Genomic DNA, 13,772 nt, shown 5'->3' with positions numbered 1-13,772 from the left:
TGGTTTGTCGGGTTGTGGGGGTCAGTGGGTGGTGACCGGGCGCACCCGCAGGCTGGAATCATGGCCGGGCCGGGGTCGTTACACATCCTGACGATCGCAGCACCACCGAGTGGGCCCCGGGCGCTGAGCCTGGTCGCGCAGGTCGGAATGCCAGCCTCCACCCGGTCGTTGTGACCCCCACGATCGACCGCACGCACCGCCTCCACCTGGGTGCGGACAGGTTGGGCCAGCCCGGAATGACCCCGGCCCCCCGGTCGTTACACCTGGACCCCCGGTGCCACGAGCCCCCCCGCTCGCAGGCCGCCGACCCCTCAGACTTTTCCCGTTTGTTTGTGCAGCGCCGGACGAGGTGCTCACACCCGTGCGTCCCCCCGACGTGTGGGTGTCCTTACCCCCGAAGGAGCTACCCCCATGAACACGATCATGCGCAAGAGCGTGCTGTCCGTTGCTGGTCTCGCGTTGGTCGGCGGTGTGTTCGCCGGCCCGATCGCCCACGTGGCCAACCAGGCCGACACCAAGCCGGCCGCGGTCACGGTGCAGGCTGACAAGCCCGACATCAGCAAGCTGATCCCGCACGGCACCCAGGGCGAGCAGTCGCACATCACCCTCAACGACGAGCAGACGGCCAACGTCAAGGCGATCATCGCGGCCACGAAGAAGGCCGGCCTGCCCGAGCGCGCCGCGGTCATCTCGATCGCGACGAGCCTGCAGGAGTCCAAGCTGGAGAACCTGGGCCACCTCGGCGACAGGAACGATCACGACTCGCTGGGTCTGTTCCAGCAGCGCCCGAGCTCGGGTTGGGGTACCCCGGAGCAGATCACTGATCCCGAGTACTCGACGACCGCGTTCCTCAAGGGTCTGAAGCAGGTCGACGGGTGGCAGGACATGCCGCTGACCGTGGCCGCGCAGACCGTGCAGGTCTCGGCCTACCCGGACGCCTACGCCCAGTGGGAGCAGCAGGCCGCTGACCTGGTCGCCCAGTACTGGAACAGCTGACTCGGATTCGCACGACCGAACAGCAAGACCACCGCACGACTCCGACCGCTGGCCGGCACCCGCAACACGGGGTGCCGGCCAGCGGCATTCCTGCTGTCGCCGTGCGGGTCGGTAGCCATACCACGCGCGCCCGCGACCACCGGTCGCCGTCGCCGGCCACCCGTCGCATCCCCCGCCGTCCGTCGCCTCCCGCCCCCGTCCGTCGCCTCCCGCCCCCGTCTGCCGCCGCCCGCCGTCCGCCGCCCGCCGTCCGCCGCCCGCCGTCCGCCGCCCGCCGTCCGCCGTCCGCCGTCCGCCGTCCGCCGTCCGCTGTCCGCTGTCCGCTGTCCGCTGTCCGCTGTCCGCTGTCCGCTGTCCGCTGTCCGCTGTCCGCTGTCCGCTGTCCGCTGTCCGCTGTCCGCTGTCCGCTGTCCGCCGTCCGCCGTCCGCCGTCCGCCGTCCGCTGCCCGTCGCCTGCCGCCCGTCGCCTGCCGTCCACGGTCCGCGGTCCGTTGCCTGCCGTCCGCCGCCCCCGCCTGCCGTCCACCGCCCCTGGCTGAGGGGGCCGGAATCTCGCGCTCCAGGGGTGTGGGGAGGCGGATGGTGTCGTCTGACCGGCGGGTGTCCGGAGATCTTGGACAGTTTCCGTTCGCCCCGAACGGAAACTGTCCAAGATCTCCGTCGGCGACGTAGCGGAGTGGCGTGATCGGCGCCGAGTGATCCGATCGGCCGGCGGGTACGTACCCCTGGACGGGGACCGGCGGAGGGACAGAGGCATGGCCGCAGTGGGGAACGGCGTGGATCGCGAACCGGGGTTGGGGCCGGAACCCTCCGGTGCGACCGCGCCGGAGCGGTGGTCGACCGGGGCTCGCCTGTTGGTGGCTGCCGCCGTCGTCGTGCTGCTGCTGGGTGCGGCGGCGGTGGCCCTGATCGTTGCCGATCCCGGCCGCCTCGGCATGACCTACTCCAGCCAACCCGACGGCACCCTCCCCGACGGCACCCTCCCCGACGGCACCCTCCCCGACGGCACCCTCCCCGACGGCACCCGCCCCGACGGCGCCGGGCCCGACGGCGCCGGGCCCGACGGCACCGGGCACGACGGCACCCGGCCCGGTGGCGACGGTCGTCCGGGGGACGGCGCTGACCCGGACGCGTCCGACGGTCGCCGCGGCGGTGGGGGCGCTGCTGCCGAGCAACTGCTGACAGCGCCGGTGGCCGGTTGGCGAAAGGGCACCTTCGTGCTCGCGGACGGGTTGACCTCGTTCGAGCTGCGGGTGACCGAGTTGGGCGAGGACCTGTACCGGATCAGTGTCCCGGCCGGCTCGGGGGTGGCGGGACGTCCGACGGTACGGGGGGAAACAGCCCGGCTCGACCTCGTGGAATCCGGGACGCGTGGGCCGCGCGCCGTGCGGGTGTTGCTCAACGAGCGGGTCGCCTGGCGTCTGCACCTCGTCGGTGGGGTGAGCAGCCAGGTGCTGGATCTGAGCCGGGCCCGGCTGCTGGGCGTGGACCTCGCCGGTGGTTCCAGCCGTACCGAAATTCTCCTGCCACCGATCACCGCGGCCGGCCCGGACGACCTCGCCGGTCCGACCTCAGGCAGCCTGACCGTGCGACTCACCGGCGGGACCAGCCAGCTCGACGTCCGGGTCCCCGGGGAGACGCCGGTTCGGGTGCGGGCGGGAGTCGGCGCCGGCTCGGTGGTGGTACGCGACGAGCGTTGGGACGGGGTGGCCGCCGGCTCGGTGCTGGGTACGCCGGGATGGGACCGGTCGGCCGAGCGCCTGTACCTGGACCTGGTCGCCGGTGCCAACAGCGTGATCGTGTCCTCCAGCAACCGCTGACCCGCGTCGCCAAGCCCGCGTCGCCAAGCCCGCGGGCTGGTGACGCCTGTCGGCCCTGGCGGGAAGCGCCGCTGACGCAGGTGGGCGTGAGCGTACAGTCGGGCGGTGGAGCGTACTGAATCAATGCTGGCGCAGACCCGACCGCCTGGCGTGGCCGACGTCGACCCCGGCAGTGTGTTGTTGCCCGGCCACGACGTGCCGTTGGGTCGGTACACCACGGTGCGGCGGCTGCTTCCGCAGCGCGCCCGCCGGATGGTCGGCGCGTGGTGTTTCGTTGATCATTTTGGCCCGGACGATGTGGCGCAGCGGCCCGGCATGGAGGTGCCGCCGCACCCGCACACCGGGCTGCAGACGGTGACCTGGCTGCTCGACGGTGAGATTCTGCACCGGGACAGCCTCGGCAACGTCCAGCCGATCGTTCCCGGCCAGCTGAACGTGATGACCTCCGGGAACGGCATCGCCCACTCGGAGCGGTCACCGGCCACCCACCCGCCGGTGATGCACGGCGTGCAGTTGTGGGTGGCGCTGCCGGATCCGGCGCGCGCCGGGGCGGCCGACTTCGCGCACCACGCCGACCTGCCCCGCTGGCGCGACGGCGATCTCGACGGCACGGTGCTGGTCGGCGAGTTCGCCGGGGAACGGTCACCGGCGGTGGTGCACACCCCGCTGGTGGGGGCGCAGCTGGAGCTGCGCGGCGAGGCGCCGGCGACGATGTCGTTGCGGCCCGATTTCGAGTACGCCGTGCTGGCGATGTCCGGGTCCGCGGAGGCGTCCGGGGTCGGGTTCGAGCCGGGGGCGCTGCTGTATCTGGGTTCGGGCCGCCGGGAGTTGACGGTGCGCGGCGGGGCGGGGGCCCGGTTGCTGCTGCTGGGCGGTACGCCGTTCGAGGAGCCGTTGGTGATGTGGTGGAACTTCGTGGGCCGGTCGCACGAGGAGATCGCCGCCGCCCGGGAGGACTGGATGGCCGGCGACGGGCGCTTCGGTGTGGTCGCCGACGATTCGGCGCCGCCGCTGCCGGCGCCCGCCCTGCCCACGACCCGCCTCAAGGCCCGCGACCGCACCGGTGGCCTGCACGGCTGACGCCCTCACACCTCGTCGATCTTGCAGTTTCGGTCCCCGGAATGTCGATCCTGCGGGCTTTTGCCGCGACAGAAACTGCAAGATCGGCGGGAGGGGGGGCGGGGCGGGGCCGGGCGGGGGGGTGTGTGGCCGGGGGCGGCGCGGGTAGTCGCTGGGATGGCGACCAGTTTGATCACCCCGGTGGAGGACCGTAAACGTCTGGCGCGCCGGCTCGCCGGCAGCGGGCGGGGCTTCGCCGAGCAGTACGGGTTCCGGGTGACCAACAACCCGGCGAGCCTGTTCCAGGTGCTGTGTCTGTCGGTGCTGCTGGCCCGTCGCGGTGACTTCCGGCGGGCGTTGGACGGCGCGCGGGCGTTGCGGGACGAGGGGTGGGACAGCGCCGCCCGGCTGGCTCGTTCGCTGCACGAGGACCGGGTGCGGGTGTTGCGCGCCAGCGGCCAGCGCGGCGACGTGGACGGGCTCGCCAGTGTGCTGGGTGACCTGGCCCGGACGGTGGCCGAGCAGTACCGGGGTGATCTGCGCCGGTTGCGGGCGGTGGCGCACCACGATCCGGTCCGGGAGCGGGCGCTGCTCGCCGAGCTTCCAGGGGTGGACAACCACGTCGTCGACCTGTTCCTGCGCGAGGCTCAGGCGTTGTGGCGGGAGGTGGCCCCGGTCGCCGACCGGCGGGCGTTGGCTGCCGCGCGCCGACTCGGGCTGGGCAGGTCGGCCGACGACCTGGCCGGCCTGGCCAGTGGCGAGTCGGAGCAGTTGGCCTGGCTGGTGGGGGCGTTGGCCCGGGTCGACCTGGAGCACCGGTACGCGGAGGTGAGCGGTCGGCGGTGACGTGCCCTGGCCCACACTTCCGCAAATTCTGACCAAACGGGGGATGTTCTGTCGTATGGTTGGACCCGGCAGTGCTGGCCGCTCGGTTCGGGCGGGCCTCCACCGCCTGGTGACCGCGACCGGTTCGGATGCGGTTCACCGCCTGGGCAGGCTTGCGTGGCGCCCTCGGTCGCGGTTCGTGACCAGGGGCGCCCGCCTGTCCCGGCCCTTCGATCGGCCCCGCCCCGTGTCGCGCTCCGGGGGACCGGCCAGCCGGTGTCGTCATCGCGCCAGACCCGCCAGCAGGTTCACTGTCACGGCGATGATGAACGCGCCGAACAGGTACGACACCATCGAGTGGCGCAGCACCGTACGACGCATCTCGTTGCTGGTCAGGTTGGTGTCGGAGACCTGGAACGTCGTCCCGATGGTGAACGCGACGTACGCGAAGTCGGAGTAGCGCGGCGGTTCGGGTTGGTTGAAGTTCACCCCGCCATCCGGGCCCGTGTAGTAGATCCGGGCGTACCGGGCGGCGAACACTGTGTGCACCACGAACCAGGAGAGCACGACGCTGAGAACGCCCAGGCCGCTGTGCAGTTCCCGGGCCAGTCCGGGGGGCGCGCTCTGCGCGCTGGCCACCACCAACCCCACGGCGAGCAGGCTGGCCAGGCAGGCGAAGAGCAGCAGGGCGTCCCGGACCGCCCGGTTCGGGTCCTCGTGCACGGCCAGTTGGGCGGTCCGCTCGGCGTCCATCGGCCAGATCTTGTGCCAGATCAGCACGAGCCAGCTGAGCGCGCCCACGTCCCAGCCGGCCAGCGCGGCGAGCGGCAGCGGCAGCACGAGCGCGAAGGCGCAGCCGGCGACGACCCCGACCACCGCCACCACGGCGAGCTGCCGCGCGGCGGGGAAGCGCACCTCCATCGGCCGGGACGGGCCACCGGTGTAGGTCATCGGTGACGATTCCTTCGCCGGGCTGTGGGCGTCACCGCTGGGTCAGATGCCGCGCAGGTGCTGCGAGACCCGGTTGTGCTTCTTGTCCCGGGCCTGCTCGGCCCGCTGGGAGGGGCCGACCTCGGGCGCGGCCTCGATCCCGGCGGACCGGGCCACCTCGGTCCCGTTGGCGTAGTCGACCGGCGGCAGGGCGCGCAGCGCCTTCAGCACGTCCGGCGGGGCACCCTCCCGTTCGGCCTCGCGGACCACGTCGTCCTTCTCGGCCGGGTAGTCCAGGCTCGACAGGTACTGCAGGACGTCGGCGTAGCTCGCCATGGCGTGGGCTCCCTCGGGCATCGATGTGGTGACGACCGGCGGCGGTTACCCGTCTGCCGGCCGGTCACGCCCACCCGCCGGGGTCAACCGGCTGCCGTTTCTCCTCGCCCGGCGTGGGTACCCGCTGACGCCGACGCGAGCCCAAGGGAGTACGCGATGAACTACGACACCTTCATCGACCAGGTTTCCCAGCGCACCGCGACGTCGTCCGAGCGGGCGGTCGAGCTGACCCGGGCCGTGTTGGAGACGTTCGCCGAGCGGTTGACCGGTGGCGAGGTTCTGGACCTGGCCGCCCAGATGCCCCAACCGCTGCAACTCGTGTTGAAGCCGAGCCCGAGCACCGAGCAGGCGGACCGGTTCGGCGCTGCGGAGTTCGTCGCCCGGGTCGCGTTGCGCGCCGGTGTGCAGGAGCCGGCCGCTCGGGACGCCAGTCGGGCGGTCTTCACCACCTTGCGGGAGGCGATCACCGGCGGTGAGTTCGATGACGTGGCGACTCAACTGCCGCGTGACTATCGGGGCCTGGTCGAGCAGGCGATGGCCCCGGGAGCGACGCTGCGCCGCGGCTGACCGCGCCCGGTGCGGGTACGCACAGCGGTTTACCAGGGCAACCATCGATGTCCCGCTTGGCGCGGTGATTCAGCCTGGCCTAACCTGGTCGTGCGAGGGGAGTACTTCCCACGAACCATTCCGGTCAGTACGGCGCGCCCGGCGTGCCTCGGGTGGTTGCCCATCAGGTGGTGGGTGAAGGAGACCTCGAACATGACGGTGTTCGAGGAGACCCCACATGAGCGAAGTGTCATATCTGTCCGCCGCCAGTGACCTGTCGTCGGTGGGCACGCCCACGCTGTGGGCGGTCACCATCATCGGCGTGCTCCTGCTGCTGGTGCTGGACTTCCTGGTCACGCGTCGCCCGCACGAGGTGTCGATGCGGGAGGCCATCGGCTGGTCGGCGTTCTACATTGCGCTGCCGCTGGCGTTCGGCGCCTGGATCTGGTCGCGCTACGGCTCCCAGCAGGGCGTGGAATATCTCACCGGTTACCTGGTGGAGAAGTCGCTCTCGGTCGACAACCTGTTCGTCTTCATGCTGCTGCTGGCCGCGTTCGCGGTGCCGGCGGTGCTCGCCCAGCGGGTACTGCTCTACGGCATCGCCGGCGCGCTGGTGCTGCGGGCCGTCTTCATCGCCCTCGGCGCGGCGGCGTTGCAGACCCTCGACTTCGCGTTCCTGCTCTTCGCGATCATCCTCCTCGCCACCGCGGTGAAGCTGCTGCGCGACGCCATGTCCGGGCATCAGCAGGAAGTCGACATCAACAAGATGCGCTCGGTGAAGCTGCTGCGCAAGGTCATGCCGGTGGTCGACGACTACCACGGCACCAGGATGACCGTCCGGCAGGGCGCGAAGCGGGCACTCACCCCGTTCGCCCTGGTGGTGGTCGCGGTGCTGGCCACCGACATCGTCTTCGCGGTCGACTCGGTGCCGGCGGTCTACGGCATCACCGAGGACCCGTACCTGGTCTTCGCCACCAACGCGTTCGCCCTGCTCGGCCTGCGGGCGCTCTACTTCGTCCTGCACGCGGCCCTGAGCCGGCTGGTGCACCTCAGCTACGGCCTGGCCATCATCCTGGCGTTCATCGGCCTCAAGCTGGGTCTGCACTGGGCGCACGGCATCTGGGAGGGTGTGCCGGAGATCCCCACCCTGGCCTCGCTCGGCGTGATCATCGGTGTGCTGGTGGTCGTCACGGTGACCAGTCTGCGCGCCACCCGCGGCGGCGACCTGCCCGCGGACCGCGAGGTCGTCGCGAAGCGGCACTGACCGCGCCGCGCCAGCCGACGAGGGGGTACGCGGGAAAGCTCCCGCCCCGGCCGGCGCGGGTGGTACGACTGTGCAATGGGAATCGTGTCACCCGGCTTTCAGGGCCGGCCCCGAACGCAGGAGCCGGCCCTGCCACCCGGTCAGTACCTGACCGAGGACTTTCCGGTGCTCTCGGCCGGCCCGACGCCCCGGGTGTCCCTGGACACCTGGGAGTTCGTCATCTCCGCCGAGAACGGCAGCGAACACCGGTGGTCGTGGCAGGAGCTGATGGCCCTGCCGCAGGAGACGCCGACGGTGGACATCCACTGCGTCACCCGCTGGTCCAAGCTCGGCACCAGCTGGCAGGGCGTCTCACTGGACACGCTGCTCGCCGACGTCGACACCGGGGCGCACTTCGCGCTGGCGCACTCCTACGGCGGGTACACCACCAACCTGCCGCTGGACGACCTGCGTGGCGGCCAGGCGTGGGTGGTGCACACCTTCGACGGCGCCCCACTGCCCGCCGAGCACGGCGGGCCGGCCCGACTGCTGGTGCCGCACCTGTACTTCTGGAAGTCCGCCAAGTGGGTGCGCGGCCTGCGGCTCAAGACGATGGACGAGCCGGGGTTCTGGGAGACCGCCGGCTACCACGACTACGGCGACCCGTGGCGCGAACAGCGGTACCAGGGTGACTGAGCGCGCCGTGGCGACGAGCACCCAGCGTCGAACGCCGAACCGCTGGCAGGTGGGCCGGCTGGTGGAGCGCCGGGTGGAGACGGCGACCGCGCAGACCCTGGTGCTGGAGGTGCCGGACTGGCCGGGGCACCTGCCCGGACAGCACGTCGACCTGCGGCTCACCGCCCCGGACGGCTACCAGGCGGCCCGCTCGTACTCGATCGCCGGGCCGGCCGTCGACGGGCCCGGCGGCCCGCGCATCGAGGTGACGGTGCAGCGGGTGCACGACGGCGAGGTGTCCCCGTACCTCATCGATGTCTTTTCCGCCGGCGACCCGGTGGAGGTGCGCGGACCGCTCGGTGGCTGGTTCATCTGGCGCTCCGAGGAGACCGCGCCGGTGCAGCTCGTCGCCGGCGGTTCCGGCATCGTGCCGCTGATGGCGATGATCCGGGCCCGGCGGGCGGTGGGCAGCAAGGCCCCGTTCCGGCTGATCTACTCGGTGCGCACCCCCGCCGACGTCATCTACGCCGACGAGCTGCGCCGCCGGGTCCGTGACGACTTCGGGCTGGACGTCGCGTACGTCTACACCCGCGAGGCGCCCGACGGCTGGCGCGGCGAACCGCACCGGATCGGGCTGGCCGACGTCAACACGCACGGGTGGCCCCCGGACCTGGAACCGCTCACCTACGTCTGCGGCCCGACCGCGTTCGTGGAGACCGTCGCCGACCTGCTGGTGGGGCTGGGTCACCCGTCACGCCGGGTCAAGACCGAACGCTTCGGCCCCACCGGCTGACGCCCGCCCTGTCGAGGAGATCCGATGACCGAGATGTCGTACGTGGACGGCAACATGCTCGACGGCCCGATGCGTGAGCTGTTCACCGTCGACCTGAGCAGCGCCATGGGCCGCTGTGAGAACTGCGGGATGACCGGCTCGATGGCCAGCCTGCACGTCTACTCGCACGCCCCGGGCCTGGTCGCCCGCTGCCCCTCCTGCGAAGAGGTGATGGTGCGCCTGGTGCGCGGGCCGGACCGGGCCTGGCTGGACATGCGCGGCACCACCTACCTCCAGGTGCCGATGCCGATGGAGCAGCCGTTCCCCGGCCCGCTCTGACGGGTCGCTCGCCCGGCTGAGGCGCCCCGGTCGTACAGGGCCTGCCACACCGGGGCCAGGCTGAGTCCTTCCTCGGTGAGCCGACGCTGGGGCTGGGGTGTGGCAGCGCCCTACCGGGGATGACACCGCCGAAACTCGGGTGCGGTCGACCTGGCACACCCCTAGGCTTCCGCTCCGACGGCCGGCACGGCGTCCGGTCGGAGGGGAGACGAGCGCTGCGATGACCGCACACCTGTTCGCGATCAGCTTCGACGCGCGTGAGCCGTTGCGGCTCGCCCGCTTCTGGTCCGCGCTGCTGGGTCGGGAGATGGTGGAGGATCCGCAGGACGGCGTCCTGGTCCTGCCGGGAGCCGACCCGGAACTGCGCCTGCGCTTCGTGCCCTGGGATCAGCCGAAGGTCGTCCAGAACCGGATGCACTTCGACCTGACCAGCAGTTCGCTGGAGGACCAGCGGCAGACGGTGGCCAGGGCGTTGGATCTCGGCGCGCGGCACGCCGACATCGGGCAGGGCCCGGAGATCGATCATGTGGTGCTCGCCGACCCCGAGGGCAACGAGTTCGACGTCATCGCACCGGGCAACAATTTCCTCGCCGGCTGCGGCTTCGTCGGTGCGCTGGCCTGCGACGGATCGCCGGCGGTGGGGTACTTCTGGAGCCGGGCGCTCGGGTGGCCGCTGGTCTGGGACGAGGGCGAGGAGACCGCCATCCAGTCACCGAACGGCGGCACGAAGATCACCTGGGGCGGTCCGCCGTACATGCCGAACGGCGGCCGGGACCGGGTGCGTTTCGATCTCGCCCCGGCCGCTGGGGTCGACTGGCAGGTCGAGGTCGACCGTCTGCTCTCACTCGGTGCGACCCGGCTCGGCACCGACCCGGACGGAACGGGCCGTCTCGCGCTGGCCGACCCTGATGGTCAGGAGTTCAGCCTGCTGATGCCTCGCTAGCGGCGACCAACGCCCGCATGATCGCGCTCGATCAGTGATGTGGTGGTCACGTGCGCCGCCGGATGCCACTACATCCTTGTTCGAGCACGATCACGCGACGTTCGAGCACGATCACGCGACGTTCGAGCACGATCACGGAACCGCGGGCGCCACGCACCGGCCGGCCGGTTGGACAACGGCGGCAGCGGTCGGTCAGAGTGGTCGGCCGTGAGATACCTGCGTAGCGGTGGTCCCGCCGCGATCCGGCGGCCCCGGCCCACCGACTCCGGCGAGTTCGTCGCCGCCGCGCGGCGCAGTCGGGACCTGCACCATCCGTGGTTGGCCGCGCCGGCCACCCCCGAGGAGTACGACCTCTACCTGCGCCGGATCCGTCGCCGCGACAGCGCCGGTTACCTGATCTGCGACCGGGCCAGCGGCGCGATCGCCGGCTACGTGAACATCAGCGGCATCGTGCTCGGCGCGCTGCGTGGCGGCTTCCTGGGATACGCGGCGTTCCTGCCGTACAGCGGGACCGGGCACGCCTCGGCGGGAATCGCCCTGGCGATCGACCACGCGTTCACCTCGGTCGGTCTGCACCGCCTGGAGGCGAACATCCAGCCGGGCAACGAGCCGTCGCGGCGGGTGGCCCGCAAGCTCGGATTCCGGTTGGAGGGCTTCTCCCCGGACTACCTGTTCATCGACGGCGCCTGGCGCGACCACGAACGCTGGGCGATCACCGCGCCCGCCCCCGCCTGACCGTCGGAGCTCCGACGGGCGGGGACGGTCGCAGCGACCACGTTCGGCTGCGGTGCGAGCCGAGCGCGGGTGCCGCGTCCGACGTTTGTCCGGGGCTTCGACGGGAAACGGCCCGCAATGACGAAACCTCGTGTGGTGATCGTGGGGGCCGGGTTCGCCGGTTACCACGCGGCGAAGACGTTGAGCCGGATCGCCCGGGACCGGGCCGAGATCGTGGTGCTGAACTCCACCGACTACTTCCTGTACCTGCCGCTGTTGCCCGAGGTGGCGGCCGGGGTGGTCGAGCCCAAGCGGATCGCCGTGCCGCTGACGGGGACGCTCAAGGGCGTACGGGTGGTGGTCGGCGAGGCGGACCACGTCGACCTGCAGAACCGGTGGGTCGGCTTCACCCAGGCCGAGGGGGACAAGAACCGGCTGGCGTACGACCGGCTGATCCTCGCCGTGGGCAGCGTCAACAAGCTGCTGCCCATCCCGGGGGTGACCGAGTACGCGCACGGCTTTCGCGGCCTGCCCGAGGCCGTCTACCTGCACGATCACATCGTCCGCCAGCTCGAGCTGGCCGAGCAGGCCGAGGACCCGGCGGAGCAGCAGGCCCGGGCCACCTTCGTGGTGGTCGGGGCGGGCTACACCGGAACCGAGGTCGCCGCGCACGGGCAGCTGTTCACCGACGCGCTGCACGCCCAACGGCCACGGCTCACCGTCCGCCCCCGCTGGATGCTGCTCGACGTGGCGTCGCGGGTGCTGCCGGAGTTGGACAAGCGGATGTCGGACACCTCGCACAAGGTGCTCAACCGCCGTGGGGTGGACGTGCGGATGGGCACCTCGGTGGCCGAGGCGACCTGCGACGGGGTGAAGCTCACCGACGGTGAGTACGTGCCGACCTGCACCCTGGTGTGGTGTGTGGGGGTGCGCCCCGACCCGTTCGTCAACGAGTTGGGCCTGCGGACCGACCGGGGTCGACTGGTCACCGACGAGTTCCTCAACGTTCCCGGCTACCCGGAGGTGTACGCGTGCGGCGACGCCGCCGCCGTGCCGGACCTGGTCAACCCGGGGAAGGTCTGCGGGATGACGGCCCAGCACGCGCAGCGGCAGGGCAAGCGCGCGGCGTACAACATCGCCGCGTCGTACGGGTTCGGCCGGCGCAAGCCGTACAAGCACCACGACCTGGGCTGGGTCGTCGACCTCGGTGGCAAGGACGCGGCGGCGAACCCGTTGCAGGTCAACCTGGCCGGGTTGCCGGCCAAGGCGGTCACCCGGGCGTACCACCTGATGGCGATGCCGGGAAACCGCACGCGGGTCAGTGCCGACTGGGCGTTGGACGCCGCGTTGACCCGCTCGGCCGTCCAGTTGGGGTTGGTGCCGGCGAACGCGGTGCCGTTGGAGAGCACCACGCCGGAGGTCGCGACCCGGATCCGCTGAGAGCGGTCACCCGGCCGGTCGCCGGGGAGGAGAGCGTCGTAGCCGCGCCGGTCAGTCGGTGGAGCCGGCCGGTCGTCCCGGCCGTGCGGCCGGACCGGCCGGCGGGGCGGGCCGCAACCGGCGCGGGCCGTACTCGCGCAGCAGGGTCTGGATGATGCCGGCGGCGGGGATGGCCAGCAGCGCGCCGAGCAGACCGGCCAGTTCCGCCGCGAGCAGCACGCTGACCAGCACGGTCAACGGGTTCAGCCGGACCGCGCGGGACAGGATGAGCGGCTGGAGCAGGTGGTTCTCCACCTGTTGGTAGACCACGAAGAAGACCAGCACCACCACTCCGGCGGTGGGGGAGTGCAGGAAACCGGCACCGGCCGCGATCACCGCGCCGAGCGTCGCCCCGACCAGCGGTATCAGGTCGGCGACCGCCACCAGCAGGGCGATCACGGCTGCGAAGGGCACGCCGGTGAGAGCCAGCACCGCGTAGGTCAGCGCCCCGCAGATCACGCTGATCAGCAGGTTCCCGGTGAGGTAGCCGGTGACGGTGCGCGACACCTCCCGGCCCACCCGACGCAGCCGCTCGCCCTGACCGTCCCCGGCCGCCGCGAGCAGGCCGCCGGTGATCCGCGGCGCCTCCAACACCATGAGGTACGCGAGCACGACGACAGTGACCAGCCCGGCGATCGACTCGACGACGCCGCGCAGCTGCTCGGAGTGTTCGCTGGCGTAGCGCCGCGCCCCGGTGCGCTCCAGCAGCTGCCCCACCGGGCCCCGCCCGGCGCGGGCGTCGCGCACCAGCTCGGGGGCCCGGTCGGCGAAGCGGCTCAACTCCCCGAACAGCGGCACCAGGATGAGCGCGGCCAGGATCGCCAGCAGCACGAACGCGGCGAGGAACACCAGCAGCGTGGCCAGCGCCCGACGGCGGACAAGGCGACGTTGCAACCGGTCGACGAGGGGTTTGAGCGCGACCGCGAAGAACGCGGCGAGCACCGCCCAGACCAGCACCCGGCGGGTCGCGTACACGAAGCCCAGCGCGAGGGCGGTCGCCAGCACCAAACCGATCACGACCAGGGTGCGACGCGCGGTGCCCCGGACGTCGGTGTTGCTCATCCGGCGCGCCTTCCCCGCGCAGACCGTCGGAAA

General features: G+C 71.8%; 15 protein-coding genes. 12 read left to right on the top strand and 3 right to left on the bottom strand.

What is annotated here, in order from left to right:
* Positions 1-411: 411 nt before the first annotated feature.
* From ACX27O_RS12040 to ACX27O_RS12025, 4 genes are all read left to right on the top strand, one after another.
* Complete coding sequence (locus ACX27O_RS12040; protein ID WP_458939419.1) at positions 412-996, top strand: hypothetical protein; 585 nt, start codon at positions 412-414, stop codon at positions 994-996.
* A gap of 755 nt (positions 997-1,751) precedes the next feature.
* Positions 1,752-2,816 carry a hypothetical protein gene (locus tag ACX27O_RS12035; RefSeq protein ID WP_458939418.1) on the top strand — a complete coding sequence of 355 codons (1,065 nt, stop codon included), beginning with the start codon at positions 1,752-1,754 and terminating at the stop codon, positions 2,814-2,816.
* 105 nt (positions 2,817-2,921) lie between these two features.
* Positions 2,922-3,896, top strand: coding sequence for a pirin family protein (locus ACX27O_RS12030; RefSeq protein ID WP_458939417.1), 975 nt, complete (start codon positions 2,922-2,924; stop codon positions 3,894-3,896).
* Positions 3,897-4,052: 156 nt separating this feature from the next.
* Complete coding sequence (locus tag ACX27O_RS12025; RefSeq protein WP_458939416.1) at positions 4,053-4,721, top strand: hypothetical protein; 669 nt, start codon at positions 4,053-4,055, stop codon at positions 4,719-4,721.
* A gap of 261 nt (positions 4,722-4,982) precedes the next feature.
* On the opposite strand, the gene ACX27O_RS12020 is transcribed toward ACX27O_RS12025, so the two are convergent.
* Both ACX27O_RS12020 and ACX27O_RS12015 read right to left on the bottom strand, forming a co-directional pair.
* Positions 4,983-5,651, bottom strand: coding sequence for a DUF1345 domain-containing protein (locus tag ACX27O_RS12020; RefSeq protein ID WP_458939415.1), 669 nt, complete (start codon positions 5,649-5,651; stop codon positions 4,983-4,985).
* Between the two features lie 42 nt (positions 5,652-5,693).
* The gene (locus ACX27O_RS12015) at positions 5,694-5,966 is read right to left on the bottom strand and encodes a DUF2795 domain-containing protein (protein ID WP_357648058.1); all 273 of its coding nucleotides are present in this window, start codon (positions 5,964-5,966) and stop codon (positions 5,694-5,696) included.
* A 156-nt stretch (positions 5,967-6,122) separates the two neighbouring features.
* On the opposite strand from ACX27O_RS12015, the gene ACX27O_RS12010 reads away from it, so the two are divergent.
* From ACX27O_RS12010 to ACX27O_RS11975, 8 genes are all read left to right on the top strand, one after another.
* The gene (locus tag ACX27O_RS12010; protein ID WP_458939414.1) at positions 6,123-6,533 is read left to right on the top strand and encodes a DUF2267 domain-containing protein; all 411 of its coding nucleotides are present in this window, start codon (positions 6,123-6,125) and stop codon (positions 6,531-6,533) included.
* A gap of 217 nt (positions 6,534-6,750) precedes the next feature.
* A complete protein-coding gene (locus ACX27O_RS12005; RefSeq protein WP_458939413.1) occupies positions 6,751-7,776 on the top strand; it encodes a TerC/Alx family metal homeostasis membrane protein in 1,026 nt (341 codons plus the stop codon).
* 75 nt (positions 7,777-7,851) lie between these two features.
* The gene (locus ACX27O_RS12000) at positions 7,852-8,451 is read left to right on the top strand and encodes a sulfite oxidase-like oxidoreductase (protein ID WP_030332555.1); all 600 of its coding nucleotides are present in this window, start codon (positions 7,852-7,854) and stop codon (positions 8,449-8,451) included.
* A gap of 7 nt (positions 8,452-8,458) precedes the next feature.
* On the top strand, positions 8,459-9,223 hold the full coding sequence (locus ACX27O_RS11995) for a ferredoxin reductase (protein ID WP_210867018.1): 765 nt from the start codon (positions 8,459-8,461) through the stop codon (positions 9,221-9,223).
* Between the two features lie 24 nt (positions 9,224-9,247).
* Positions 9,248-9,541 carry a DUF6510 family protein gene (locus ACX27O_RS11990; protein WP_030332557.1) on the top strand — a complete coding sequence of 98 codons (294 nt, stop codon included), beginning with the start codon at positions 9,248-9,250 and terminating at the stop codon, positions 9,539-9,541.
* 220 nt (positions 9,542-9,761) lie between these two features.
* Positions 9,762-10,484: a VOC family protein gene (locus tag ACX27O_RS11985; RefSeq protein ID WP_357639320.1), complete on the top strand. Its 723-nt coding sequence runs from the start codon at positions 9,762-9,764 to the stop codon at positions 10,482-10,484.
* Positions 10,485-10,691: 207 nt separating this feature from the next.
* Positions 10,692-11,219 carry a GNAT family N-acetyltransferase gene (locus ACX27O_RS11980; protein WP_307857950.1) on the top strand — a complete coding sequence of 176 codons (528 nt, stop codon included), beginning with the start codon at positions 10,692-10,694 and terminating at the stop codon, positions 11,217-11,219.
* A gap of 117 nt (positions 11,220-11,336) precedes the next feature.
* Entirely contained in the window at positions 11,337-12,638 is a 1,302-nt protein-coding gene (locus tag ACX27O_RS11975; RefSeq protein ID WP_030332561.1) for an NAD(P)/FAD-dependent oxidoreductase, read from the top strand.
* 51 nt (positions 12,639-12,689) lie between these two features.
* Here the strand turns inward: ACX27O_RS11975 and ACX27O_RS11970 are convergent, their stop codons facing one another.
* Positions 12,690-13,739: an AI-2E family transporter gene (locus tag ACX27O_RS11970; RefSeq protein WP_458939412.1), complete on the bottom strand. Its 1,050-nt coding sequence runs from the start codon at positions 13,737-13,739 to the stop codon at positions 12,690-12,692.
* Positions 13,740-13,772: the final 33 nt, after the last annotated feature.

The sequence above is a fragment of the Micromonospora sp. SD19 genome (genome assembly GCF_054462275.1).
The sequence above is the reverse complement of the archived record's forward strand: the minus strand, read 5'-3'. Positions and strand labels throughout refer to the sequence as shown.